The 23,377-nt window shown below is 68.4% G+C and carries 19 protein-coding genes, 1 pseudogene and 1 riboswitch; of the genes and pseudogenes, 11 read left to right on the top strand and 9 right to left on the bottom strand.

The genetic code is table 11. The features are described from left to right. Nucleotides 1-8: 8 nt before the first annotated feature. The 3 genes from NV2_RS22840 to NV2_RS22850 all read right to left on the bottom strand — a co-directional run bounded on the left by NV2_RS22840 (nucleotide 9) and on the right by NV2_RS22850 (nucleotide 2,374). The gene (locus tag NV2_RS22840) at nucleotides 9-1,223 is read right to left on the bottom strand and encodes an O-succinylhomoserine sulfhydrylase (RefSeq protein WP_067878079.1); all 1,215 of its coding nucleotides are present in this window, start codon (nucleotides 1,221-1,223) and stop codon (nucleotides 9-11) included. 85 nt (nucleotides 1,224-1,308) lie between these two features. Next, nucleotides 1,309-1,731 carry a rhodanese-like domain-containing protein gene (locus NV2_RS22845; protein WP_067878081.1) on the bottom strand — a complete coding sequence of 141 codons (423 nt, stop codon included), beginning with the start codon at nucleotides 1,729-1,731 and terminating at the stop codon, nucleotides 1,309-1,311. 15 nt (nucleotides 1,732-1,746) lie between these two features. After that, a riboswitch (SAM riboswitch) is annotated at nucleotides 1,747-1,860 on the bottom strand. 55 nt (nucleotides 1,861-1,915) lie between these two features. Next, a complete protein-coding gene (locus tag NV2_RS22850; RefSeq protein ID WP_067878084.1) occupies nucleotides 1,916-2,374 on the bottom strand; it encodes an Rv0361 family membrane protein in 459 nt (152 codons plus the stop codon). Between the two features lie 274 nt (nucleotides 2,375-2,648). On the opposite strand from NV2_RS22850, the gene NV2_RS22855 reads away from it, so the two are divergent. The 7 genes from NV2_RS22855 to NV2_RS22885 all read left to right on the top strand — a co-directional run bounded on the left by NV2_RS22855 (nucleotide 2,649) and on the right by NV2_RS22885 (nucleotide 12,810). Continuing rightward, nucleotides 2,649-4,049, top strand: coding sequence for an FAD-dependent oxidoreductase (locus tag NV2_RS22855; RefSeq protein ID WP_067878087.1), 1,401 nt, complete (start codon nucleotides 2,649-2,651; stop codon nucleotides 4,047-4,049). A gap of 39 nt (nucleotides 4,050-4,088) precedes the next feature. Further along, entirely contained in the window at nucleotides 4,089-4,955 is an 867-nt protein-coding gene (locus NV2_RS22860) for an amidohydrolase family protein (protein ID WP_067878090.1), read from the top strand. A 100-nt stretch (nucleotides 4,956-5,055) separates the two neighbouring features. Continuing rightward, a complete protein-coding gene (locus tag NV2_RS22865) occupies nucleotides 5,056-6,150 on the top strand; it encodes a CaiB/BaiF CoA transferase family protein (RefSeq protein ID WP_067878093.1) in 1,095 nt (364 codons plus the stop codon). Between the two features lie 829 nt (nucleotides 6,151-6,979). Next, nucleotides 6,980-7,804, top strand: coding sequence for a hypothetical protein (locus NV2_RS31505; RefSeq protein WP_157103032.1), 825 nt, complete (start codon nucleotides 6,980-6,982; stop codon nucleotides 7,802-7,804). 149 nt (nucleotides 7,805-7,953) lie between these two features. Beyond that, the gene (locus tag NV2_RS22875; RefSeq protein WP_067878180.1) at nucleotides 7,954-10,566 is read left to right on the top strand and encodes a helix-turn-helix transcriptional regulator; all 2,613 of its coding nucleotides are present in this window, start codon (nucleotides 7,954-7,956) and stop codon (nucleotides 10,564-10,566) included. Nucleotides 10,567-10,978: 412 nt separating this feature from the next. Beyond that, the gene (locus NV2_RS22880; RefSeq protein ID WP_067878097.1) at nucleotides 10,979-11,734 is read left to right on the top strand and encodes a hypothetical protein; all 756 of its coding nucleotides are present in this window, start codon (nucleotides 10,979-10,981) and stop codon (nucleotides 11,732-11,734) included. Nucleotides 11,735-11,934: 200 nt separating this feature from the next. After that, nucleotides 11,935-12,810, top strand: a complete 876-nt coding sequence (locus NV2_RS22885; RefSeq protein WP_210749510.1) for a hypothetical protein — start codon at nucleotides 11,935-11,937, stop codon at nucleotides 12,808-12,810. A gap of 108 nt (nucleotides 12,811-12,918) precedes the next feature. Here the strand turns inward: NV2_RS22885 and NV2_RS22890 are convergent, their stop codons facing one another. Next, nucleotides 12,919-13,551 carry a methylated-DNA--[protein]-cysteine S-methyltransferase gene (locus NV2_RS22890; protein ID WP_067878103.1) on the bottom strand — a complete coding sequence of 211 codons (633 nt, stop codon included), beginning with the start codon at nucleotides 13,549-13,551 and terminating at the stop codon, nucleotides 12,919-12,921. 142 nt (nucleotides 13,552-13,693) lie between these two features. Continuing rightward, nucleotides 13,694-13,942, bottom strand: coding sequence for a hypothetical protein (locus NV2_RS22895; protein WP_067878105.1), 249 nt, complete (start codon nucleotides 13,940-13,942; stop codon nucleotides 13,694-13,696). A gap of 60 nt (nucleotides 13,943-14,002) precedes the next feature. On the opposite strand from NV2_RS22895, the gene yczR reads away from it, so the two are divergent. Then, the gene (gene yczR, locus NV2_RS22900) at nucleotides 14,003-15,490 is read left to right on the top strand and encodes a MocR-like transcription factor YczR (protein ID WP_067878108.1); all 1,488 of its coding nucleotides are present in this window, start codon (nucleotides 14,003-14,005) and stop codon (nucleotides 15,488-15,490) included. A 43-nt stretch (nucleotides 15,491-15,533) separates the two neighbouring features. On the opposite strand, the gene NV2_RS22905 is transcribed toward yczR, so the two are convergent. Both NV2_RS22905 and NV2_RS22910 read right to left on the bottom strand, forming a co-directional pair. Next, nucleotides 15,534-16,523 (bottom strand): zinc-binding dehydrogenase, encoded by a 990-nt coding sequence (locus tag NV2_RS22905; protein WP_067878112.1) that lies wholly within the window; start codon nucleotides 16,521-16,523, stop codon nucleotides 15,534-15,536. Nucleotides 16,524-16,657: 134 nt separating this feature from the next. After that, nucleotides 16,658-17,947, bottom strand: a complete 1,290-nt coding sequence (locus NV2_RS22910; RefSeq protein ID WP_067878115.1) for an adenylosuccinate synthase — start codon at nucleotides 17,945-17,947, stop codon at nucleotides 16,658-16,660. A gap of 292 nt (nucleotides 17,948-18,239) precedes the next feature. Between NV2_RS22910 and NV2_RS22915 the strand changes: the two genes are divergently transcribed. Beyond that, complete coding sequence (locus NV2_RS22915; protein WP_067878117.1) at nucleotides 18,240-18,899, top strand: hypothetical protein; 660 nt, start codon at nucleotides 18,240-18,242, stop codon at nucleotides 18,897-18,899. Further along, nucleotides 18,896-19,675, top strand: coding sequence for a site-2 protease family protein (locus NV2_RS22920; RefSeq protein ID WP_067878120.1), 780 nt, complete (start codon nucleotides 18,896-18,898; stop codon nucleotides 19,673-19,675). The genes NV2_RS22915 and NV2_RS22920 overlap by 4 nt, the downstream gene beginning before the upstream one ends. 407 nt (nucleotides 19,676-20,082) lie before the next feature. Here the strand turns inward: NV2_RS22920 and NV2_RS22925 are convergent, their stop codons facing one another. Then, nucleotides 20,083-21,177, bottom strand: a complete 1,095-nt coding sequence (locus NV2_RS22925; protein WP_067878123.1) for an FUSC family protein — start codon at nucleotides 21,175-21,177, stop codon at nucleotides 20,083-20,085. A 68-nt stretch (nucleotides 21,178-21,245) separates the two neighbouring features. Beyond that, nucleotides 21,246-21,704 carry a DUF3151 domain-containing protein gene (locus tag NV2_RS22930; RefSeq protein ID WP_067878126.1) on the bottom strand — a complete coding sequence of 153 codons (459 nt, stop codon included), beginning with the start codon at nucleotides 21,702-21,704 and terminating at the stop codon, nucleotides 21,246-21,248. Between the two features lie 98 nt (nucleotides 21,705-21,802). Between NV2_RS22930 and NV2_RS22935 the strand changes: the two are divergent. Further along, nucleotides 21,803-23,377, top strand: a pseudogene (locus NV2_RS22935) (hypothetical protein); the annotation flags it as partial.

A 23,377-nucleotide genomic window follows, 5' to 3' on the forward strand; every position in this document is an offset into this window, starting at 1 on the left:
CAGGTGGCTCAGCCGAGCGCCTGCTCCAGATCTCCGAGCAGGTCCTCGATATCCTCGAGGCCGATGGAGATGCGCAGCACGCCGTCGGTGATTCCCACGGCCGCACGGCCTTCCGGCCCCATCGCACGGTGCGTGGTGGTGGCCGGATGCGTGATCAGGGTCTTGGCATCGCCGAGGTTGTTGGAAATGTCGACGATCCGCAGCCGGTTCAGCACCTCGAACGCGCGCTTCTTGCCTTCCCCCGGGTCGGCGGCCAGCTCGAAGGTGACCACGGTGCCGCCGCCCGACATCTGCGAGGTCGCCAGGTCGTACTGCGGATGTGAGGTGAGGAACGGGTATTTCGTCCACGCCACTCCCGGATGCTGCTCCAGGAACTGCGCGATCGTCAGCGCCGACTGCGTGGACTGACGCACCCGTAGCGGCATGGTCTCCAGCCCCTTGAGCAGCGTCCAGGCGTTGAACGGGCTCAGTGCCGGTCCGGTGTGGCGCATCAGATTCTTGACCGGGCCCTGAATGTAGTCCGAGGTGCCCAGGATCGCGCCGCCCAGCACTCGGCCCTGGCCGTCGATGTGCTTGGTGCCCGAGTAGACGATGACATCGGCGCCGAGGTCGAGGCTGCGCTGCAGCAGTGGGGTGGCGAAGACGTTGTCCAGCACCACCTTCGCGCCCGCGGCATGGGCGAGTTCACTCACCTTGCGCACGTCGACGAGGGTCTGCATCGGGTTGGAGGGGGTTTCGAAGAAGACCGCGGTGGTCGGCTGCGACAGCGCCTGCTCCCACTGCTCGAGATCCTCACCGTCGACGAAGACGGTTTCCACACCCCAGCGCGGCAGGATCTCGTTGCACACCACGAAACAGGAGCCGAACAGGCTGCGCGCGGCGACCAGCCGGTCCCCTTTGCCCAGCAGCGCGGCCAGGGCCGTGAACACCGCGGACATGCCGCTGGCGGTGGCGAAACACGCCTCGGCGCCGTCGAGCAGCCGCATGCGTTCCTCGAACATCGCGACCGTGGGATTGCCGTAGCGGGAGTAGACGAAGTGCTCGATCTCGCCGGTGAAGGCGGCCTCGGCCGCTTCGGCGCTCTCGTAGACGAAGCCGGAGTTCAGGTACAGCGCCTCGGAGGTTTCCTCGAAGCCCGAGCGCCGGATGCCGCCGCGCACACCGAGTGTCGCCGGGCCCACGCCCTCGGGTAACGGCCGCTCGAACGCACCGCCGGTAATCATGACTGCCTCCCATCGCCCCGGCCGACCGGGTTCACCGGGACACACGCCCGATTACACGTAAACAACTGGCTCACAACGGATCGGCTCACGACTGCCGCCACGGCAGTCCCAGGGCGCGCCAGCCGGCCGCACCGCGGTGGCCGTCGCCGTCCAGCGGTCCCTCGAAGCCCTCCAGCACGTTGTAGGCGGGGGCGTAACCGGCACCGGTCGCGGCGGTGGCCGCACCGATGGAACGCTGACCGGACCGGCACAGGAAGATCACCGGTGCGTCGCTGTCACCGCCGCGGTCGGCCAGCACCTGCTGCAGCTGTCCGATGAATTCGGCATTGGGTGCGCCGTGAAAATCCACCCATTCGATGAGTGCGGTCGGCCGGTCGATCGAGGTGGTGTCGGGTACTCCGACGAATCGCCATTCGGCTTCGGTGCGGACGTCCACCAGGACCGCATCCGGATTGTCCCGCAACAGCTCCCACGCCTGCCCAGGCGTGATGTCACCGGCGTAGCTCACTTGAACCTCCTACAGAATTCGCACTTGCCGTGTCCGGTCGGACCACGGCCAGGTCGTCACCCGGAGCACCCCACCGCGAAAGAGGGTTGCCGACCAGCGAGCCGGGGCTTGACGCTGGTACTCATGACCTGCACCGAGAATGCCTGGTCACAGGCCGAATTGTCAAACGACAACCGGAGCCGTTTCAGGGGGTATTACACACCGTCCAGCGACCGTTCTCCTGGGTCAGGGTCCAGTTCGCGACCGTCCCGTGCCCATCGATATTGCTGGTCACCGAGGCCGTCGCGCGCTCGCCGTGCACCTCGACCGCGTCGACGCCGGCGATCTCCACCTTCTTACCGAGCGCGTCCGGGCCGAGTGGCGACTTCTGTTCGTCGAAGGCCGCGCATTCGGTGCTCGCGCGCCGCTCGGGGTCGGAATCGCTTCTGGCAGCGGCGAAGCTCTGAGCGGCCACGGCGATCCGGTCGGCAGCTGTGACATTGCTCGCAGCCGGTCGGGTCAGCGCGAGTACCACCACCGCGACGATCGCGATCACCGCGATCACGACCGCGATCAGGAACGGTTTCGCCGATCGTGGGGCTTCACGCTGATCGATCGGGATAGCCGGATCGTCGCCCGGGGTAGCCGGATCACTGTCACTCATAGGCTCGATCCTTCACCCCAGCCCGAAGTGTCGGAGATCACGCCCGCATTTTCCGGCGGATACCGGGAATATCCGAGAGGTGCGTCACCGATAGAATCGGCAGGAATCCGGTCATGTCTCGCGCGCGGATCCGGCATTTCCGCGCGGCAACGATGCCGCGACAGCGTGAGAATATCCGGACCGGGGCCTGGGGCCCGCACGTCAACTTAGCCTAAGCTAAGAAGGACGGCTGAGACCACAGACGAGAGCTTTCGACCAAAGGGTGCGCGTAAGAATGACCGAACACGCTGGAACGAATGGCGGCGACCGCCCGCTGCGCATTGCGATCGTCGGCGCAGGCCCGGCCGGTATCTACGCCGCGGACGCACTGATGAAGTCGGACGTGGAGGCGAGCATCGACCTCTACGAACGCATGCCCGCGCCGTTCGGCCTCATTCGTTACGGCGTCGCGCCGGACCATCCGCGCATCAAGGGCATCATCACCGCTCTGCACAAGGTGCTCGACAAGCCGCAGGTGCGCCTGCTCGGCAACATCGACTACGGCACGGATATCGATCTCGACGATCTGCGCCGGTTCTACGACGCGGTGATCTTCTCCACCGGCGCCAACGCCGACCGCGTCCTCGGCGTTCCCGGTATCGACCTGGACGGCAGCTACGGCGCCGCGGACTTCGTCTCCTGGTACGACGGGCATCCGGATGTGCCGCGCGAATGGCCGCTGGACGCCGAGAAGGTCGCCGTCCTCGGCGTCGGCAATGTGGCGCTCGACGTGGCGCGAGTCCTCGCCAAGACCGGCGACGAACTGCTGCCGACCGAGATCCCGCCGAACGTCTACGAGGGCCTCAAGCAGAACAAGGCGCTCGAGGTGCACGTCTTCGGCCGCCGCGGCCCCGCCCAGGCCAAGTTCACTCCGCTGGAGCTGCGCGAACTCGATCACTCGCCGAATATCGAGGTGATCGTGGATCCCGAGGACATCGATTACGACGAGGGCTCGGAGGCGGCGCGCCGCAACTCCAAGCAGGTCGACATGGTCTGCAACACCCTCGAGCAGTGGGCCATCCGCGACGTGGGCGACCGGCAGCACAAGCTGTTCCTGCACTTCTTCGAATCGCCCGCCGAGGTGCTGGGCGCCGACGGCAAGGTGGCCGGTCTGCGCACCGAGCGCACCACGCTCGACGGCACCGGCAACGTCAAGGGCACCGGGAACCACAAGGACTGGGACGTCCAGGCCATCTATCGCGCCGTCGGCTACCTGTCGCAGAACATCCCCGCGCTGCCGTTCGACGAGCAGGCCGGGACCGTTCCCAACGAGGCCGGGCGCGTGCTGCTGAACGACTCCGCCGACACCCCCGCCGAGCGCTTCCTGCCGCAGACCTACGTCACCGGCTGGATCAAGCGCGGCCCGGTCGGCCTGATCGGCCACACCAAGGGCGACGCCAACGAAACCATCGCGTGCCTGCTCGACGACGCCTCCGCCTTCACCCCGGCCGCCGAGCCGGATCCGGAGGCCGTGGTGAAATTCCTCGAGGACAAGGGCATCCCGTTCACCACCTGGGCGGGCTGGTACCGCCTCGACGCGCACGAGCGTTCCCTCGGTGAGCCGGAGGGTCGCGAGCGCGTCAAGGTCGTCGAGCGCGAGGACATGCTGCGCGCGAGCGAGCCGAACAAGGTCTAGAAGTCCGCCTTCGTCCGCGAACTGAGGCATGCTGGTCACGTGTTCGATTCACACGTTCACATCATCGATCCGAGGTATCCGCTGGTCGAGAACCAGGGATACCTCCCGAAGCCGTACACCATCGGCGACTATCGAAAGCGCATGGCACGCTTCGATGTCGACGGTGGTGCGGTGGTGAGTGCCTCCTTCCAGGGCACCGATTCCACCTATCTGACCGCGGCACTGGCCGAACTCGGTGAGAACTGGGTCGGCGTGATCAATCTGCCGGCCGATGTGACCGACGAACGCATCCTCGAACTGGATCGGGCCGGGGTGCGAGGTATCCGATTCAATCTCAAGCGCGCAGCCGTCGACATCGTCACGCTCACCATGCAGGCGGTGCGCGCCTACGAACTGGCCGGCTGGCATGTCGAGCTTTATATCGACGGATCCATGCTGGGCTCGCTGGAACCGGTGATCTCCAAACTGCCCGCACTCACCATCGACCATATGGGCATGTCCGACGACTGCCTGCCCTATCTGCTGAATCTGGTGGACCGCGGCGCCCGGGTGAAAGCGTCCGGTTTCGGCCGGGTGTCGATGGATGTGGAGAGGTCGATGCGACGGGTGCACGCGGTGAATCCCGGTGCGCTCATGTTCGGCTCGGATCTGCCCGGGAATCGTGCGGGGCGGCCGTTCCGGGACGCGGACATCGAGATCATCGGCCGGGCCGTCGGACCGGATATGTATCGGGTGCTCGAGGACAATGCGCGCGCCTGCTACCGGCTGCCGGTGAAGTCGCGATCCTCCGACGATCCGGCGCCTACCCTGCCCATTCCGCGGGTCGAATCCCCGACATTGCGCCTGCACCGCTCCGAGCTTCCGCAACCGCCCGACCGGACCCGCCCACTGCGGATCATCGAATAACCTCCCCGGATGCCGCGGATCACATCCGGGGCTTATTGTCGTAGTGTCAACACCGGCGCGCGCCGCCGGTCGCAGGATCGACGACGAACCGAGGTAGGGCGTGAGCACTTCATCCACCGGCAAGGGACCACTCGCGGGCATCAAGGTTGTTGAGCTGGCCGGGATCGGGCCCGGCCCGCACGCGGCACTGCTGCTGGCCGATCTGGGCGCCGACGTGGTGCGCGTGCAGCGGGCCGGCATGTTCCCGGGCGTGATGGAACGCCCGCAGTGGCGTGGCCGCACCATCGTGGAAGCCAACCTCAAGGACCCCGCCGATATCGAGAAGGTACTCGGGCTGGTCGAGAAGGCCGATGTGCTGCTCGAGGGCTTCCGGCCCGGCGTCACCGAACGCATGGGCCTGGGCCCCGACACCGCACTCGAACGCAACCCACGGCTGGTCTACGGCCGTATGACCGGCTGGGGCCAGCACGGGCCGATGGCCGAACGGGCCGGACACGACATCAACTACATCTCGCTGACCGGCGTGCTGAACGCCATCGGCCGCAAGGGCGAACGCCCGGTACCGCCACTGAACATGGTCGGTGATTTCGGCGGCGGCTCCATGTTCCTGGTGATGGGCGTGCTGTCGGCGCTCGTGGAACGGTCCATCTCCGGTAAGGGCCAGGTCATCGACTCCGCGATGGTCGACGGCGCGCTGTCGCTGTCGCACATGATCTGGGGTATGCGCGGCATGGGCCTGTGGACCGACGAGCGCGGCACCAACCTGCTCGACACCGGCATGGCCTTCTACGACACCTACGAGACCTCCGACGGCAAGTACATGGCCGTCGGCTGCATCGAACCGCAGTTCTACGCCGAACTGCTGAAGGGCCTCGACATCGACCCCGAGGGCTTGCCGCACCAGCTCGACCCGGCCGGCCAGGACCAGCTCCGCAAGCTGTTCACCGAGAAGTTCAAGACCAAGACCCGCGACGAGTGGACCGCGATCTTCGACGGCACCGACGCCTGCACCACCCCGGTCCTCAACTTCACCGAGGCCACCGCCAACGAGCACCTCGTCGCGCGTGAATCGCTGGTCGAGATCGAAGGGGTCGTCCAGCACGCCCCCGCCCCCCGCTTCTCCCGCACCCAGGGCGGAACCCCCACCCCGCCGCCCGAGACCGCCACCCCGATCGACGAGGTGTGGGCGAACTGAGCCGGCGGGCGTGACCGGGCACGAGTCCGGTCACGCCCCACAGCTCGTGCATGAGGCAACAGACCGCCGAACCAGCATGCGCGGCGGCGGCATCGTACGATGCTGAGGCGCGCGATGCCTGGTTGTCCCAGGCAGGCGCGCGAAAGACCTGACAGCAAGTCGAATTGGGGGGGTAGTCCGACCGATGGCGAATCCGTATCCGGGTATACAGCCTGCGCCACAACCTGTTTCAGGACCGGGTGCGCAACCCGGGATCCCGGGTCAGCCGGGGACACCGTGGAGCCCGGCGCCACAACAGGTTCCGGGGGCGCAGTGGGGTGCAGTATTGCCACAGGGTCCTGGAGCGGCTTGGGGTGCACAGTCTGGAGAACAGCCCGGCGCGGCACCACATGCAGGAGCGCAGCCCGGTGCGGCACCACAGTCGGCAACGCCGGGACAGCCCGGTGCAGCGAATCCAGGGCAGGCGTGGGCGAATGCACAGCCTGTAACGCCTTGGGGACAACCATATTTACAGCCCGTCGGCGCGCACCCCGAAGGGAAGCGCTCCGGAACTGAGCTCACCTCAGCCATCGCGGTGACTCTGGCCGCTGTGATAAGCGTGGCGGAGCTCTTTCTCAGTGGCACCACTTTCTGGTGGACCGCTCTATACCAATATCTGATTCCGCTCGGACTGGGCGCCGTCGCAGGCATCGTGGGCACAGTCATGCTCCTGACACGAGGAGCGCAATCGGGCCCAGGCCGGACGCTCATATCGCTCAGCGCGGGAGTCACGTTCCTACACGTTTTCCTTACATTGTTCGGTGAGGTCGACACCGTGGGTCTCGGCGGAATGCTCACGGACTTCACGGTGCTCACCATCATCGCCGCCATTCTCGTCATCGTTGCCATAGTCACGCTCTTGCTTCCGGCCCGATCCCCGGAATCCAACCAAGCCGTAGCCCGTCCACAACCGCCCGCCTACTTCCCCGGCCCACAGCAGGCGCCCGGCACGGCTCAAACACAGTGGCCGCACACTCCTCACGGGCAGCCGGCCATCCCACAGCCTGTGGTCCAGGTCGGCTACCCGAACCAACCTCAACAGTTCGCTCAGATGCAGCAGGTAGCCGGACACCCCGCATCGCCGGCTGTGCATGCCGGATACGCGGCCCAACCGCAGCCGTTCGCCGCACCACAGCAGGCCGGACCCCTCGACGAGGCGGCATTCCAGGCCCCGGCGGGATCGACCCCAGCGGCAGGGGCACCTTCGTCCACCCCTGCGGGGGAACCTGTGCCCGCGACTACGCAGTTCGGCACGCCCGATACCCCGTTCCCGGCCGGCGCCGCAGTACCACCACCCGGTTCGGCGGCCGGGTACGCGTCTCCGGTGCCGGGTACCGCAGCGCCCGAACCGTCGGCCCCTGGCTCCGGGCTACGGGGTTCGGCAGCCCCCGAAGGTTCGCCGGCGGCAGGGCCCGAGGCGGTGCAGACGTCGATAGCCACCCCGTCGACCGCGCTCTCCCCCGCCGACGCCACCACTGTCGCAGCGGCGTTCCCTTTCCGAACGGGGGCTACCGCCGAACCCGCCACCCCCGCAGCGCCCGCCGATGCCGCCACCATCGCGGTCACACCCGATCGCGCGGCGACGGAGCCTGGGGAACCTGGCCGGACCCCCTGACCTGGCCGACCACCCGCACGTAAAGCCCTGTTCGGCGACCGGTTTCCGCTCATCGGCAATAGCATTTCGGCATACTTGCTGGATCCGGTTGTGGCCGTATGTCCTTCGCCGCCGTCCCGGGCGCGATCAGTAGGCACTACAGTATTTTCATGGCTAGGAACTGGCCGATGGTCGAGCGTGGTAGCGAATTGGAGTCGATTCGTGCTGCGTTGACCGGCACGGAATTCGTCGGCGTGATTTTGACCGGCGATGCCGGTGTGGGTAAGACGACCCTGGCCAGACAGGCGACCGCGGCAGTGGGCGGGAACGTGCGGTGGGTGGCGGGGACCGAATCCGCGCGCAGTATTCCGCTGGGGGTTTTCGCGCATATGGTCGGCGTGTACACCGCGCACGATCCGGTGACGTTCATGGCCGCCGCTCGCGAGGAACTGCTGGCCGATGGGGACACCATCATCGGTGTCGACGATGCGCACCTGCTCGATCAGCTCTCGGCCACGCTGCTGCTGCAACTGGCCATCGACAAGGCTGCGCGGATCGTGTGCACCGTGCGCAGTGGAGTGCAGGTCCCGGATGCGGTGACCTCACTGTGGAAGGACGGGCATCTACTGCGCATCGATCTGCGGCCGTTCAGCGGGTCACAGAGTGTGGAGCTGGTCGAGAACATGCTCGGAGGTCAGCTGGAGGGGTTCACCGCCAATCTGATGTGGGAGTCCTCGGGCGGCAACGCCCTGTTCCTACGACATCTGGTGGAAGGCGCTCTGGAAGCGGAGACGCTGCGGCAGGTGAACGGCGTGTGGCAGTTACGCGGCCGGGCGGCGGTCACCTCGGAATTGGCGGCGCTGCTGGAGGATCGCGTCGAGCAGCTGCCGGAGTCGGTGCTGCGGGTGCTGGAACTGCTCACCTTCTGCGAGCCGATCGATCTGGACGTGCTTGCCGAACTGACCGGTGAAGATGCCGTCGAGCAGGCCGAAACCCGCGGTGTGGTGCGGATTGTGGAGAACGGTCACCAGCTGTTGGTGCGCTACAACCATCCACTGTTCGGCGAGGTGATTCGGCGGCGGCTCGGCATCGCTTCGGCGCGCCGATTACGGGGCCGGCTGTATTCGTCGTTACGCGAACGACCCATCAAATCTGCTTCCGATCGCATCCGGCTCGCCGAATTGGCCTTGGACAGTGACAAATCCGCGGACCTGGAACTGTTCGAGGCGGCCGCGGCCGATGCCATCGGCCTGGCGAACATTCCCCTCGGTGAGCGGTTCGCCCGCGCGGCCGTGGAGCGGCGCGGCGGGGTGGAATCAGCCGATCTGCTGGCTCGCGCGCTGCTGTGGCAGGGCCATCGCATCGAGGCCGAACGCACCCTCGCCGGGTTCGACCCCGACGAGCTGAACGAGGTGCAGCTCACCCGCTGGGGCAGCACCCGCGTGTCGAATCTGTTGTGGGCCATGGGTGATGCCGACCGGGCCGACGAGGTTCTGGAATTGGTCCGCGGCAAGGTCACTCACCCCAAGAGCATGCTCACCCTGCAGGGCCTCGCCTCGGCCTGCGAAGTGAACGAAAACCTTTTGGAGCAGGCATTTCTGGATGCCGAGCAGGTAATGTCCACACCCGATGCGCCGGCGTGGGCGGTGTGGTGGGCCTCGTTCGGTGGCGGGCTGACCCTGGCGCTCATGGGCCGCAGCGAGGCCGCTCGTCAATACACGCTGCGCGGCCACCAGGTAGAGCGGCAGGTCGACGGGCCGACCCGGTTCATGTCCGCGCACGCGGAAGTGCTGGCGCACACCTTCACCGGTGATCTGGATGCGGCCCGCCGGTGCGCCGGCGGGTATTTCGGATATTCGGCGCCGGGACAGTACCTGGCCTGGGGACTGTCGAAGATCCTGCAGGGCACCGTGGATGTCGCCCAGGGACATTTCGCGGACGGTGTGGAGAACCTGGAGCAAGCGCTCGCGGCGCTGACCGCCGAAGGTGCCGCGGCGTGGATGTTTCCCGCGCGTATCCGTCTGGCCGAGGCGTATGCGGCGCTGGGGCGCGCCGCGGACGCTGCCGAAACCATCACCGAGGCGCGGGCGCGTGGCGGCCGGCATATCGCCGTGTACGAACCTCAGCTCGAGATCGCGCGGGCCTGGCAGGCGGCCGCCGAAGGCACTGTCGGACCTGCGATCCGGTTGGCCATCGGGGCCGCGGATGCCGCCGCCCGCTCCCGTCAGCATGCGGTCGAGGCGCTGGCCCTGCACACCGCTGCCCGCTTCGGTGATCGCACCGTCGCCGGACGGCTCGCCGATCTCGCCGCCCGGATCGACGGCGCCCTGGTCCAGGTGCAGTCCCGGCATGCGGTAGCGGTGGCATCCCAGGACGGGCCCGGGCTGGATACCGCCGCAACGGAATTCGAGCAGATGGGGGTATTGCTGTCCGCCGCGGATGCCGCCGCGCAGGCTGCCTCCGCGCACGAACGGCGCGGTGATAGACGGCGGCTGCTGGAGTCGGCGGCCACTGCCAACCGGCTGGCCGCGGCGTGTGGCGGGGCGAGCACGCCGGCACTTCGCCAATCGGCACAACCACTTCCGCTCACCGCACGGGAACGCGAGATCGCGAACCTGGTTGCGGCCGGGCTCAGCAATCGGCAGATCGCGGACCGCCTGACGGTCTCGATCCGGACGGTGGAGGGCCACCTCTACCGCGCCTGTATGAAGCTCGACGTCACCGACCGCGAAGCGCTGGCCGCACTGATGGGCGGCGAGCCACCACAAGGCAAACAGCGGTAATCGATGGCCTGTGCATAAGATCACATCGATTTGCGATCGATAGTTATCTGACAGTTATTCTGCTCGAGCGCGGCCGTCCCGGCCGCCCGGGGGATTCTGCCGAGGCACGGGGGATCTGCTGCACAGAGCTGTTCGAGGTGGTGTTCGAGGTGTCCGGTCGCAAGCAAAGGTTCGGTGCGCCGCGGCGCGCCATCGCACTCGGAACCATCCCGTTGGCCTTGGCGATCGCCTGTTCGGCCTGCTCGTCGTCCACCGACCGGCCGACGGCCGCACCGGCGCATTCCCCCAGGCATCGTCCGACTCGCCCCGGCCCGGCACCCCGGGCCGTCCGGGCACCGCGCGACCGTCCGCACCCGAAGCGGAGCATCTCGCCCCGCAGCCGGCGGCGCCCTACATCTCGGTGCAGCCCGGGGTGGCCCAACTCCCCGGACATGCGGTCGTGCGGCCCACCGGCCCGGTCCAGCCCGGCGTGACCACCCCACCGGAGCCGCAGGTGCCGAGCCAGGCGCGTCCCGATGCCACGGGACCGCTGCTGCGGGCACTGCCGGACTACGCCGTCCCGCGGCACTACCGGGCGATCCCCGCGCCGCAGGAACCGGCGCCCCCGGTCGAGTTCCGGCAGCTGCATGCACCGGAGCCGGTGGCGCCGGTGGCCCCGATCGCACCGCCGCCGCGCACGCTGCGGATGGGTGATTTCGTCGCTCCCGCACCGGACGAGCTTCCGGACGACGCGCTCGACACGGTGAACACGGTGGCCGCCGGGACAGAGGCCGCGATCGCCACCGGATTCAACTCCATCGGTATCGATCCCAGCCGCTCGGACAAGATCGCCGGGGGCACCATCGCGGGCGCCGCGACCGGCGCGGTCGTCGGTGCGACCGCCGCGGGTGTCCCGATGGCTGTCGTGGGTGCGGTTCCCGGTGCCGTGGTGGGCGCCGGTGTGGGGGCAGGTGTCGGCGCCGCGGTCGGCACGCTGGGTGTCGCCGTCGCCCCGGGGCTCGCACTGATCGATATCGCCGGCGGTGCCGCCGGTAGCGCCCTGATCGGCGCGGCCGTCGGTGGTGCGGCGGGTGCTGCCGCGGTCGGAATTCCGGCGGCGGTCGCGGGCGGTGTCGCGGGCGGCGGGGCCGGTGCCGCTGTCGGTGGCGGCATGGGTTCTGCCCTGTAGATCGGCGAACGAACAACCATACTTGTGTCGATTTGCGAAACCTTTTGGCGGGCGATAGCTTCTGGTTGGGTGGCCGCCCCGGCCACTGGGGGATCTCACCACATTCGGGGGATCGCTTAACGGCGCACAGCAAGGTGGTGTATTCACAGGTGGCGGGTCGACACCGGATACAGCAATTCCGCACGGCGCGACGAGCGTTGGTGATCGGAACCATTCCACTGGCGCTCGTGACGGCCTGTTCCAACTCGAGTGACCAGAGCACCGCCGCCGGATCCGAATCCAGCGAGTCTCCGACCACCGCCGACCGGAGTAATCCGCCGAGCACCTCGCACAAGCCGGACCCCGCGCCGCGTACCGAGAACCACGCGCGTCCCGAACTCCCGACCTCGACCACGGTGCAGCCCGGTGTGGTTTCCCAGCCGTCGGATCGGCTCTTCTCGCACTCCCCCGGCTCCGTGCAGCCCGGTGTGACGGCGCCCAAGCCGCCGCCGCGGGTGCTGCCGTCCGTTCCGGATTACGTTGTGCCGGAGAACTTCCGGGCCATCCCCCACGCGGAGCAGCCGGCACCGCCGGTGAACTTCCAGAACCTGCATGCCCCGCAGCCGGTGGAACCGGTGGCCCCGATCGCACCGCCACCGCGCACCCTGCGGATGGGCGATTTCTCCACTCCCGCACCGGATCAGCTCGACGCCGAGACCCTGAACACGGTCAACACCGCCGCCGCGAATACCGAGGCCGCGATCGCCACCGGATTCAATTCCGTGGGTATCAACCCCAGTCGCTCGGACAAGATCGCCGGTGCGACCATCGCCGGTGCCGCGACCGGCGCCGTCGTGGGCGCCGCCGCAGCCGGGATCCCGGTCGCCGTGGTCGGCGGTGTTGTGGGTGGTGCGATCGGTACCACCACTGGCGCTTTGGTTGCTGTGCCGAGTTTGGGCGCGACGATTCCGGCGGGCACCATCGCCGGCGCTGCCATCGGTGCCGCCGCCACGGGTCTGCCCGCGGCCGCAGCCGGTGCCGTAGTGGGTGGTGTGGTCGGCGGTGTCGCGGGCGCGGCTGTCGGTACCGCCATCTGAGCCGCGAACTCTTCGCGCATACGGCCGCGGACGATCGAGCGACAACCCACGTTCCCGGCGCGGTCGGGCGTGATACATCGGACCGCGCGAGCGCACCCGAGATAGCGCTCAGAACAGGGTCGGCTCGCCGAAGCCCGAGGTCCGTTCGATTTCCAGGAGCCGCGCCTTGGTGGCGACACCGCCCGGCGCGGAGAAACCGTGCAGTCCGTGATCGGCAGCCAGTACCCGGTGGCACGGCACGATCAGCGGAATCGGATTGCGCCCCAGCGCTTGTCCAACGGCCTGGGCTGCACCCGGTGCACCGGCGCGGGCGGCGACCTCGCCGTAGGTGAGGGTCCGCCCCGGATCGATGGCGCGAGTGATGTCGTAGACGTTGCGATGGAATTCCGGCTGCGCACTGTAGTCCAGCGGGATCGAGCGCAGATCATCCAGCTCTCCGGTGAGATGTGCGCGAATCGCCGCGACGGCCGCGGCCATCTCCCCCTCCGGTGCGCACCGCCGCACCCGCTCGGCAGCGATCTCATCGACCCCGCGGCCGAGCATTCCGGCGACGATCTCCGGCAATTCACCGGCGGCCCCGGACCGCGCCGGCTCACCCTTCGAACCCGCCACCACGTCGGGCAACTGGAATCGCACCACGCCACGGCCGGTCCAGGCCATCGCACACCGGCCGATAGCGGTGTCGAACTCGGTCACCGATACCGCTACCGACGACGGTACGGACGGACCACTGCTGGACATGCCTTCAGTCTGCACCAGCGGTACGACACATCGGGACCGCGCCCGAGCCCGCGCTGCCACAGCACCGTCACGACACTGGCCGCAGGGCCGTCACCGGTCCACTTATAGCCACTGGACCGTGTCCTGATCGTCAGCAGGTTGATCAGCTCACCGCTGTGCAGGCAGCAGAGCCGGGCAGCGGCCGGCGCCCACCGACGTGCCGGGCCCGTCGGAGCGGAGTCGGCACCGGGTGATCGTGGGCTTCGGCCCGCAACGACCAGTCCGCCATCGGCGCGTGCGGAGGGTATCGATCGAAGAGCTGCACGACGCGCCGGCCACGGCCGGCGGTGTAGCGATAGGCGGCCACGAGCACGACCGCGGCCAGGAACAGAGCGGCAATACTGGAAACCATGGCTCCACTGTGACCGCAACTGGACTTGAATTCAATAGCCACTACCTCGATACTGGCCTTATGGCGATTCGGGTAATCAGTGCGGCCACCCTCACCCGCGACCTCGGTCGCTGGCGGCAGGAGGAATCCGGCAGCACCCGCCGCGGTCCGCGGCCGGCCTATCTGGCGCTGGCCGAGGGCATCAGGCTGCTCATCCACGACGGCCGCGCACCGCTGGGGATCGCACTGCCCAGCGAACGCGATCTGTCCACGGCACTCGACGTCAGTCGCACCACCGTCACCTCGGCGTACGGACTGTTGCGCGAGCACGGTTATCTGATCAGCAGGCAGGGTTCCCGCAGTACGGTGGCGCTGCCGTCGGATGTCGTGCACGACGGCACCAAGCCGGCACGCAGCATTCTGGTCGGGATGTCGCCGGACGCCCAGCCCGCGGTCGATCTGACGTATGCGGCGATGTCCGCGCCGGCGCAGATGAGCGATGCGTATTCCGCCGCCCTCGAAGGACTTCCGCTGTATCTGGGTACCCATGGTATGGATCCGGTAGGTGTGCTTCCGCTGCGCGAGATGCTCGCCCGCCGCTACACCGAACGCGGCCTACCCACCGAACCGGACCAGATTCTGGTTACTCTCGGTGCACAGCACGGACTTCGGCTGTTGCTCAATGTGCTCACCGCACCGGCCGAGCGGGTGCTGATCGACCATCCCACCTACCCCAACGCCATCGAGGCGATCCGCGACGTCGGTGCCCGGCCGGTGCCGGTGCCGTTGCGGCCCGAATACCCCGGCGACGCCTGGGATCTCGACGGTATCCGCAGTGCCGCACGGCAAACCGCGGCCAGTACCGCCTATCTGGTGCCCGACTTCAACAATCCGACGGGCCTGTTGATGAACGCCGATGCCCGCGCGGAGTTGACCGCCATTGCACGTGAGACCCGGATGACGGTGATCGTGGACGAATCCATGGTCGATCAACAACTCGACGGCGAAGCACAGTTGCCCGTCGCCGCATTCGCCCGCGGGCAGGAGATCGTGACGATCGGCTCGGCATCCAAATCGTTCTGGGGCGGACTCCGTGTCGGCTGGATCCGCGCCAATCAGTCGCTCCTGGCCAAACTGCTCGGCACCCGCTCTACCGTCGACCTCGGTACCCCGGTCATGGATCAGCTCGCCACCGGTTACCTGCTCGAACACGCCGACACCATTCTGGAGCAGCGCCGGGACGAACTACGTAGCCGCCGCGCGGCACTACTGGACGCCCTGGCCGAAGAGCTGCCCGACTGGAAGGTGAGTCCCGGCTGCGGCGGCATGTCGTGCTGGGTGCAGCTGCCCGCTCCGGTATCCACCGCGTTGGCCGCCACCGCACCCAAGCACGGTGTCCTGCTGGCCGCCGGGCCCCGCTTCGGTGTCCAGGGCGCCTACGAGCGGTATCTGCGAATCCCCTTCACCCACACCGAATCCGACCTGCGCGTGGCGGTGAAGTCGATCGCGGCGGCCTACGCTGCGCTGACTCCACATGCCGAACCACTGGCCCCGCTGACCTGTTACTGACACTCGCCGGCCCGGCACCGCCGAACCGGCGAGTGCACCCGCCTCACCTGACGAGCAAGGTGCGTCCGAGCGCTGCCCGCGCTTCGATCGCACTGTGCGCTTCGTGCGCCTGCTCCAGCGGAAAGCTCTGTCCGACAACGACTTCGATGGTTCCTGCAGCGACCTGCGCCAGCGCCCGCCGAGCGGCGGCGTCGAAGTCCGCGTCGAGATCGTGCAATCCGATGACGTCGACCCCGCGAGCCTTGGCCCGTTCCACTCCGGTGGTGGTGACGAATTCGCCCGCAGCGGCACCGTATCCGAGGAAACGACCGGCATCGGCGACGAGGCCGAGTGCGGTTTCACCGAGTGCGCCGCCGGCACCGTCCCAGACGATCCGCGGCCCCGCACCGCCGGTGGCGGCGAGCACCCGGTCGGGCCAACCCGTTTCGGAATAGTCGACGGCGACATCGGCACCCAGGCGCGTCGTCAGGTCCAGTTTCGCCCGGCCCCGGGCCGCCGCAACCACCGTCGCACCGGCCTGGTGCGCGAACTGGATCAGCAGTGTGCCGAGCCCGCCCGCGGCGGCCGTGATCAGGACGTGGTCGCCCGGATGTACCTCGGCCCGCTCGAACAGGGCGACCGCCATGCGTCCGTCGTGGACGAGGGCGGCGGCCTGCTCGAAACTCACCTGCTCCGGAACCTCGATCAAGGTATCCGCCTTGGCCAGCGCCTGTTCGGCGTAACCGCCGACAGGCACACCGCCACCGATACCGCTGGCGGTGGTCACGGACATGACGCGCCGACCGACCCAGGACGGATCCGCCGCCGCGCCGGCCTCGCGCACGATGCCCGCAATGGCCCCGCCGGGGACATAGGGCGGGCGCACCGGGAAGTAGTCGGTCCCCCACCCGGAGCGCAGCCGGGTGTCCAGGAACATCACGTCCGCCGCTGCGACCTCGATCCGCACCTCCTCGGGTGCGGGTTCGGGCTGCGGCAGGTCGCCCAGCACCAGAACCTCCGGTCCGCCGAATTCCCTAGCCTGCACTGCCCGCATGGCGAGCCTCCTCTGGTCGGTATCGTTCGTGCGATACCGACCATCCTGAAACCTGAATATAGCTTCAGGTCAAGCAGAAGCGCTCACCTACGCGGTGATGTGACACACCCCACCGGACGAATTCAGCGAAGTTCTCAGCCCAGAATGTCGTGGCGCACGATCGTCTCGTCGCGGCCCGGCCCCACGCCGATGCACGAGATCCGCGCCCCGGAAAGCTCTTCCAGCCGTTCCACGTACGCGCGCGCATTGGCCGGCAGATCCTCGAAGGTACGGGCGCCCGAGATGTCCTCCCACCAGCCGGGCATCTCCTCGTAGATGGGCTTGGCGTGATGGAATTCGGTCTGCGTGGTGGGCATCTGCTCCACCCGTTCGCCGTCGATCTCGTAGGCCACGCAAATAGGCACGCGATCCAGGCTCGACAGCACATCCAACTTGGTCAGGAAATAGTCGGTGATGCCGTTGACCCGGGTGGCGTAACGGCCGATCACCGCATCGAACCAGCCGGTGCGGCGGGCCCGGCCGGTGGTGACGCCGACCTCGCCGCCGGTCTTGGCCAGGTACTCCCCGGACTGATCGAACAACTCGGTGGGGAACGGGCCGGAGCCGACCCGCGTGGTGTAGGCCTTGAGGATGCCGAGCACCGACGTGATCTTGTTCGGGCCCACCCCGGCACCGACCGCGGCACCGCCGGCCGTCGGGTTCGACGAGGTCACATACGGGTAGGTGCCGTGGTCGACATCGAGCAGCGTGCCCTGCGACCCCTCCAGCAGAACGGTTTCGCCGCCTTCCAGTGCCTGGTTCAGCAGCAGCCGGGTGTCGGAGATGCGGTGTTTGAACCCCTCGGCCTGAGTCAGAACCTCGTCGACCACCTGCTGCGGATCCAGCGCGCGGCGGTTGTAGATCTTCACCAGCACCTGGTTCTTGAATTCCAGTGCCGCCTCGACCTTCTGGGTGAGAATTTTCTCATCCAGCACATCGGCGACCCGCACGCCCACCCGGGCGACCTTGTCCTGGTAGCAGGGGCCGATACCGCGGCCGGTGGTGCCGATCTTCTTGTTACCGAGGAAACGTTCGGTCACCTTATCGATGGCCACGTGGTACGGCATGATCAGGTGCGCGTCCGCGGAGACGAGCAGTTTCGTCGTATCGACGGCGCGTTCCTCCAGCCCGGCGAGCTCGTCCAGCAGCACCCCCGGATCGATAACCACACCGTTGCCGATGACGTTGGTGACCCCCGGCGTCAGGATGCCGGACGGGATCAGATGCAGCGCGAAATTGTCCCCATTGGGAAGTACAACCGTGTGACCTGCGTTGTTGCCGCCCTGGTAGCGCACGACCCATTGCACACGGCCACCGAGCAGGTCGGTTGCTTTGCCCTTACCCTCGTCGCCCCACTGGGCGCCGATCAGCACGATTGCCGGCATGGGAGTCTCCTACGGTTTCGACAGGCAGCGTCAGGCCGACACTGCAGCTACCTGCCGCGCCGCGCTCGGCGACATTCCCGGGGCCTGCGGACATCCTCCGGGCCGTCGCTCGCGTCAGGTGGCGGTGGCCGGGAGGACAGTCTAGTGGATGACCCGTCCGAGCCCGGACAGCGGAGGGCGCGCCATCGGCCCGGGCCGATTACAGTGGCCTGCGGAGGCGTCTGCGTCAGCAGTGCGCCCGAACAGCAGCGAGGGTGATGGAGTTGACAGGTCCGAGGAGGGTGTTCGGCAGTTGAGTACGCATGTTCTCCGCTGCAACGGCGCCCCCGTGCCCATCGCGCTCACGTCGCAGCCCACAACACAGACCACGGCGATTCCCGCGACCGCGGAACTGGACGAGCTCCTTCCGCTGCTGGCCGCCGACAATCGCCCGCGGCTCATCGTCCTCGGTGAAGATGCGGGACTGGCGGCGGTCCTCACTCATCTGTTACGCACCGACCGCCTGAACGTGGAAATCGGTTACGTGCCGGTCGATCGCACCTACGGTTCCCGCGCCTATCAGACCGGAACCGGCTCACATGCGGCCAAGCGTGCGCTCGCGGGCAAGGCCACCGAGACACCGTTGATCCGTGACGACACCGGCACCGTCCTGGTCGGGCGCGCCACGATCACGGGGCCCGACGGCGGCAAGCTGGAGGGTGAGGCCTACGTCGACGAGGTGCGGCTGTTCACCGGAAAGGTGACGGCGCTGCACGTTTCACCGACGCTGGAGACGCCCGGTGTGCGCGCCACCATCCAGCGCGGCTGGGGCAAGCGGCGCTGGGTCGCCGGACGCGCGGCGCAACTCGGATCACCGGGAGCGGTGGTGACCCGCGACGGCATCGCGAGCGACCGCACGGTGCCGCGGTCGAGCTTCTACCGTCATCACGAACCCTGGTTGCTGGTGCGATGACCTATTCCTTCGGGGCTCGCCGGACCGCGGTCCGCCCGAGCCCGGTGTTCCTGGTCGTGCTGGCAGTCACCGCATTGGGTGGCGTACTGGCCTGGACCGCCGACGATCTGCAATCCGTCCATGCCAAGGCCGGGGTGTTCGTCCTGGTGGTGGCAGGCTGGATTCTCAGCGTGTGCCTGCACGAATTCGGACACGCTTATACGGCGTGGCGGGCCGGGGACCACGAAGTGCAGATGCGCGGATATCTGACGTTGAATCCGCTCAAGTACAGCCATCCGCTGTTGTCGATCGGCCTGCCGATCTTCTTCATCGCGCTGGGCGGGTTCGCGCTGCCTGGCGGTGCGGTCTATCTGAATACGCACAATTTCTCGGCCCGGACCCAGCGCACCATCAGTGCGGCCGGGCCGGCGGTGAACGCGGTGTGCGCGGTGGTGCTGTTGGTGATCGTGCGGTTCTTGGGCGATTACCTGGACCACGGCGCTTTCTGGCTCGGACTCAGCTTCCTGGCGTTCCTGCAGATCACCGCGACCATTCTGAATTTGCTGCCGATTCCGGGCACCGACGGGTACGCGATCCTGGAGCCGTCGCTGAGCTATCAGACCCGGCGTTCCCTGGACCAGGTCAAGCCGTACGGACTGCTGCTGTTGCTCGCGATTCTGTGGGTGCCGCAGCTGAACCAGGTGTTCTTCGACGCCGTCTACTGGGTGTTCGAACTGTCCGGCCTGCCCCGGCAGTGGGCTGCTGTCGGGGGCTACCTCACCCGCTTCTGGACCTGACGTCGGACGCCGTCGGACCGGAATCCCGGACAGCGGGCCCGCCCGACTTCCGTCCATTCGCCTGTGAACGGAAATCGGGCGGCCCTCTTCGCGGCGGCGCGCCCGCCCCCTGCCCGTTCGGCCACACACGGTGCGGCCGCACGTCGCCCTACCGCGAAGTTCCGGCGACCGCACCACCCCTCGTCGACGCGGTCATCGGAAACGCTACGAGCTGGGCAGACCCCGCACACGAGTAGTCCACTACCCGATCGGGAGAGGAAAACGGCCGCGGCGGCGCGTGCCGACTCGCGGCCGGCGGTCCGACTACTGCACCGGAGGCGTTCGGCGCCTGCCGGTCTCACGACGCGGCGTGGGTAACGGTCCACCGCTGCGACAGCCGGCCGGGCGCGTGCCGCGCGATCGGGCGATCAAACGCGCGGAGTGACATAGGGATTGCGTACGGTCGGCGGCAGCAGTGCGATCGCCGAGAGCCGCTTCACCCCGCAGATCTGCGTCAAATCGACCACGATGGAACGCAACTGGGCGAAAACCACGTGCGAGGACAACCCGGCGCCTTCGACCAGATCCTTGGTCGCGCCCTTGGCGACATGCCGGAGCACTCGGGTCGCCTCGGCGGCATCGGGTTGGCGGCCGGGTTCGGCGAGCATGAAGCGCCGCACCACCTCCGCGGCCTTACCCAGCTCCTCCACCTCGGCGATCAGGCGGGGATCGAGGATCTCGTCGTCGCGCACCAGCGTCAACGCACGACGCAGCAGCACGCGGGTGTTGCGCACGGCATTGTCGAGCGGATCGACCGCGGTCCGGATCGCCTCGAGGCGCGGCCGGGAATTCCAGTACAGCGGCGAGATACGGCTGACCTCACGACCGCCCTCCACCGCGCTGCGCAGGCCGTCGATCTGCGGCTGCGTACCGCGCATCGACCGCAGCGCGCTCCGGACCTTCTCCGCATCCTGCTCATGCAGGCCGTCGGCGCATTCGATCAGTGCGGTGGAGAGGAAGCCCAGAATGTCCGCGGCCTGCTGCCGCGCCCGGCGTACCGGATGCAACGGAATCGCGACCACCACCAGGACACCGACCACCCCGCCGACCAGAGCGTCGACCATCCGGTTGACCCCGCCGCCGGAATTCGGCGGCATCAGGGTTGCGACCAGCACCGCGGAACTGGCGGCCTGCATCGGAATAACCGCACCCCGGTCCAGGAACACCGCGGTCGACATGGCGATACCGACCACCAGCGCGATCTGCCACGCCCCGGTGCCGACCCGGCTGATGAAGAAGTCGCCGATACCGATACCGACGGCGACACCACCGACCAGTTCCACCGATCGACGCAGCCGGGCACCGAAGGACACGCCGATCGAGATGATCGCGGCCATGGGTGCGAAGAACGGCTGCGGATGGCCCACCACCTGGTGAGCGACGAAAAACGACAGCGCCGCCCCGACAGCGCACTGCAGGATCGGAAGGGCAGATCGGCGCAGCCGCTGCCAGCCGCTGCGCATGCGCTGCTTACTGCTGTCGCGTACCGCGCCCGCAGCGGCGGACGCGAAATGTTCCGGGCCGGTCAGACTCAGTCCAGACCCAGTTCGGTGGCGGCACGCGGATCACAGTCCTCGAGCAGATCCAGGCACCGCGCGTACTCGTCGTTCTCGCCGACGGCCCGCGCGGCCCGGGCGAGTGCGCCCACCGCCCGCAGGAATCCCTGATTGGGCTCGTGCTGCCACGGCACCGGACCGAAGCCCTTCCAGCCGTTGCGGCGCAACAGGTCCAGACCGCGGTGGTAGCCGGTACGGGCGAACGCGTACGCGGCCACCAGGTCCAGATTCGCCTCGGCCTGCCCCTGGTCGGACGCCGCGATTCCGGCGCGTTCCAGTGCGTCCTCGGCGAGTTGTGCCCAGGCCACCGACGCCGTCGGATGGGCGGCGGCGACCTGCACCGGGTCCTGGTTGTCGAGCAGAGCCTGTTCGGCTTCCGTATTTTCGGGAAGCAATACCGGCTGCGGTCCGAGCAGATCACCGAAGGAGGTCATAGCGTTCATTGTGCACCGCCGGGCCGCGGCCCCATTAGGCTGGCCGTCTGAGAACCACAGTTGACGACCTACAACTGATACCGAGCAAGGGGTAGAGCGTGTCCGACCCGAACGACGACCAGAAGCCGCAGCAGGGCGCCTCCGGCGACCGCCCGCGCCAGGGTGCATCCGGCGCGGGCCCGGGTCGACCGGAGAAATCAGCCCAGCCGGGACCGGCCGCCGGACGCGGTCCGTCCGGTGCGGACGGACCGGACGCCGATCGGACACAGCGAATCTCCCGCGAGCAACTCGCCGACGCCGCCCGATCCGCCGGGAGCGAATCTCCGGCCCCTACTCCGGGCGCGCCGGATGCCGATCCGGGTACGAACGACCGTGCCGACCGGCCGACCGCGAGTCGTGACACCCGAGGCGGCACAGCCGGCAGCAACCAGGGCGCGGGTGACGCGGAAACCGTCGCCCTGCCCAAAACTCCTGCCGGTGGGAAGAATTCGGCCACGGACACGCCGAAGGCCGGAAAGAACAGCGCACCGGGCGCCAGTGCAGCGGGCGCAAAGGAGCCCTCGGACGCGGGTGCGGGTGAGCAGGCCGGCGCCGCGCCGGAAGCACGCACCGGTGCGGACCAGGACGCCGCCGGAGCGAATACCGGCGCCACCGGCACTGACACCACCGGTGGTGCCGGCTCGGAAGCCAGGAAGAACGCCGGGACGACCGGCGCGGCGGGTGCGGCGAACGAGGCTGCGAAGGCGGGTGGTGCCGGCGCTGGTGATGCCGCAGCGCCGGCCGAGGCGACAAATGCCGCAGGCGACGCCGGTTCCGCCCGCGGTGCGGGCGCGGAAGATTCCTCGAGTGCGCAGGACACTCCGGAAGCAGCCGGTGCAGCAGCGAGCGGAGCCACCACGGGCACGGAAGCTACTGCTGACGCGGAAACTACTGCGCTGCCCAAGATTTCCCCCAAGCAGGATCCAGACTCGACCGAGAAGCTCGCCACCGTACAGCCCGGCACGAAGGGCGGCGGCGCCCGAGGCAGTGACAACGCGACGGACCGCGGCACCGAGGGTGGCGACACGCCGAACCGCGGCGCCAAGAGTGCCGACACGCAGGACGGCAGCGCAAAGAACGCACAGGACCGTGGCGCGCAGGGTGGGGACACGCAGGGCCGTGGCACCGAGAACGCCGACACGCCGGGCCGCGACGCCGAGGGTGGTGCGGCACCGGACGGCGGCGCGGCAGGTCGAGGTGCGCAATCCGGCGGTGCGAGGGGCGGGGATGCCGAAGCGGCGCAGGGTGTTCCGGCCGTCTCGAACCCGTCCGACGACGCAACCAGTGTGCTGCCTATCCAGCAGCCGGACCAGGCGGCCACCGAGAAGTTGCGGGCCACACCGCGGCAGCAGGGGCCGGGCGGTTCGCGAAACGACAGCGGAAACCGCCCCGGTCAGGGCGGGCCGCAGGGGCAGGGCGGCCGGCCCGGCGCTCCGGGACCTCAGGGGCGCGGTGGCGGCCCCGGCACGCGCGGGCCGGGCGGTCCTGCTGCCGCGGCAGGCACTGCCGGTCTGGCAGCGGGCGCGGCAGCCGCGGCCGGGAACAACGGTCCGGCAGGACGGCAAGGGCAGCCCGGCGGTCCCGGACAGCAGGGCCCCGCAGCGGGACCGGGTGGGCCCGGCCAGGCCGGGAGC

This window comes from Nocardia vermiculata NBRC 100427, assembly GCF_001613265.1.
Classification (GTDB): Bacteria; Actinomycetota; Actinomycetes; order Mycobacteriales; family Mycobacteriaceae; genus Nocardia; species Nocardia vermiculata.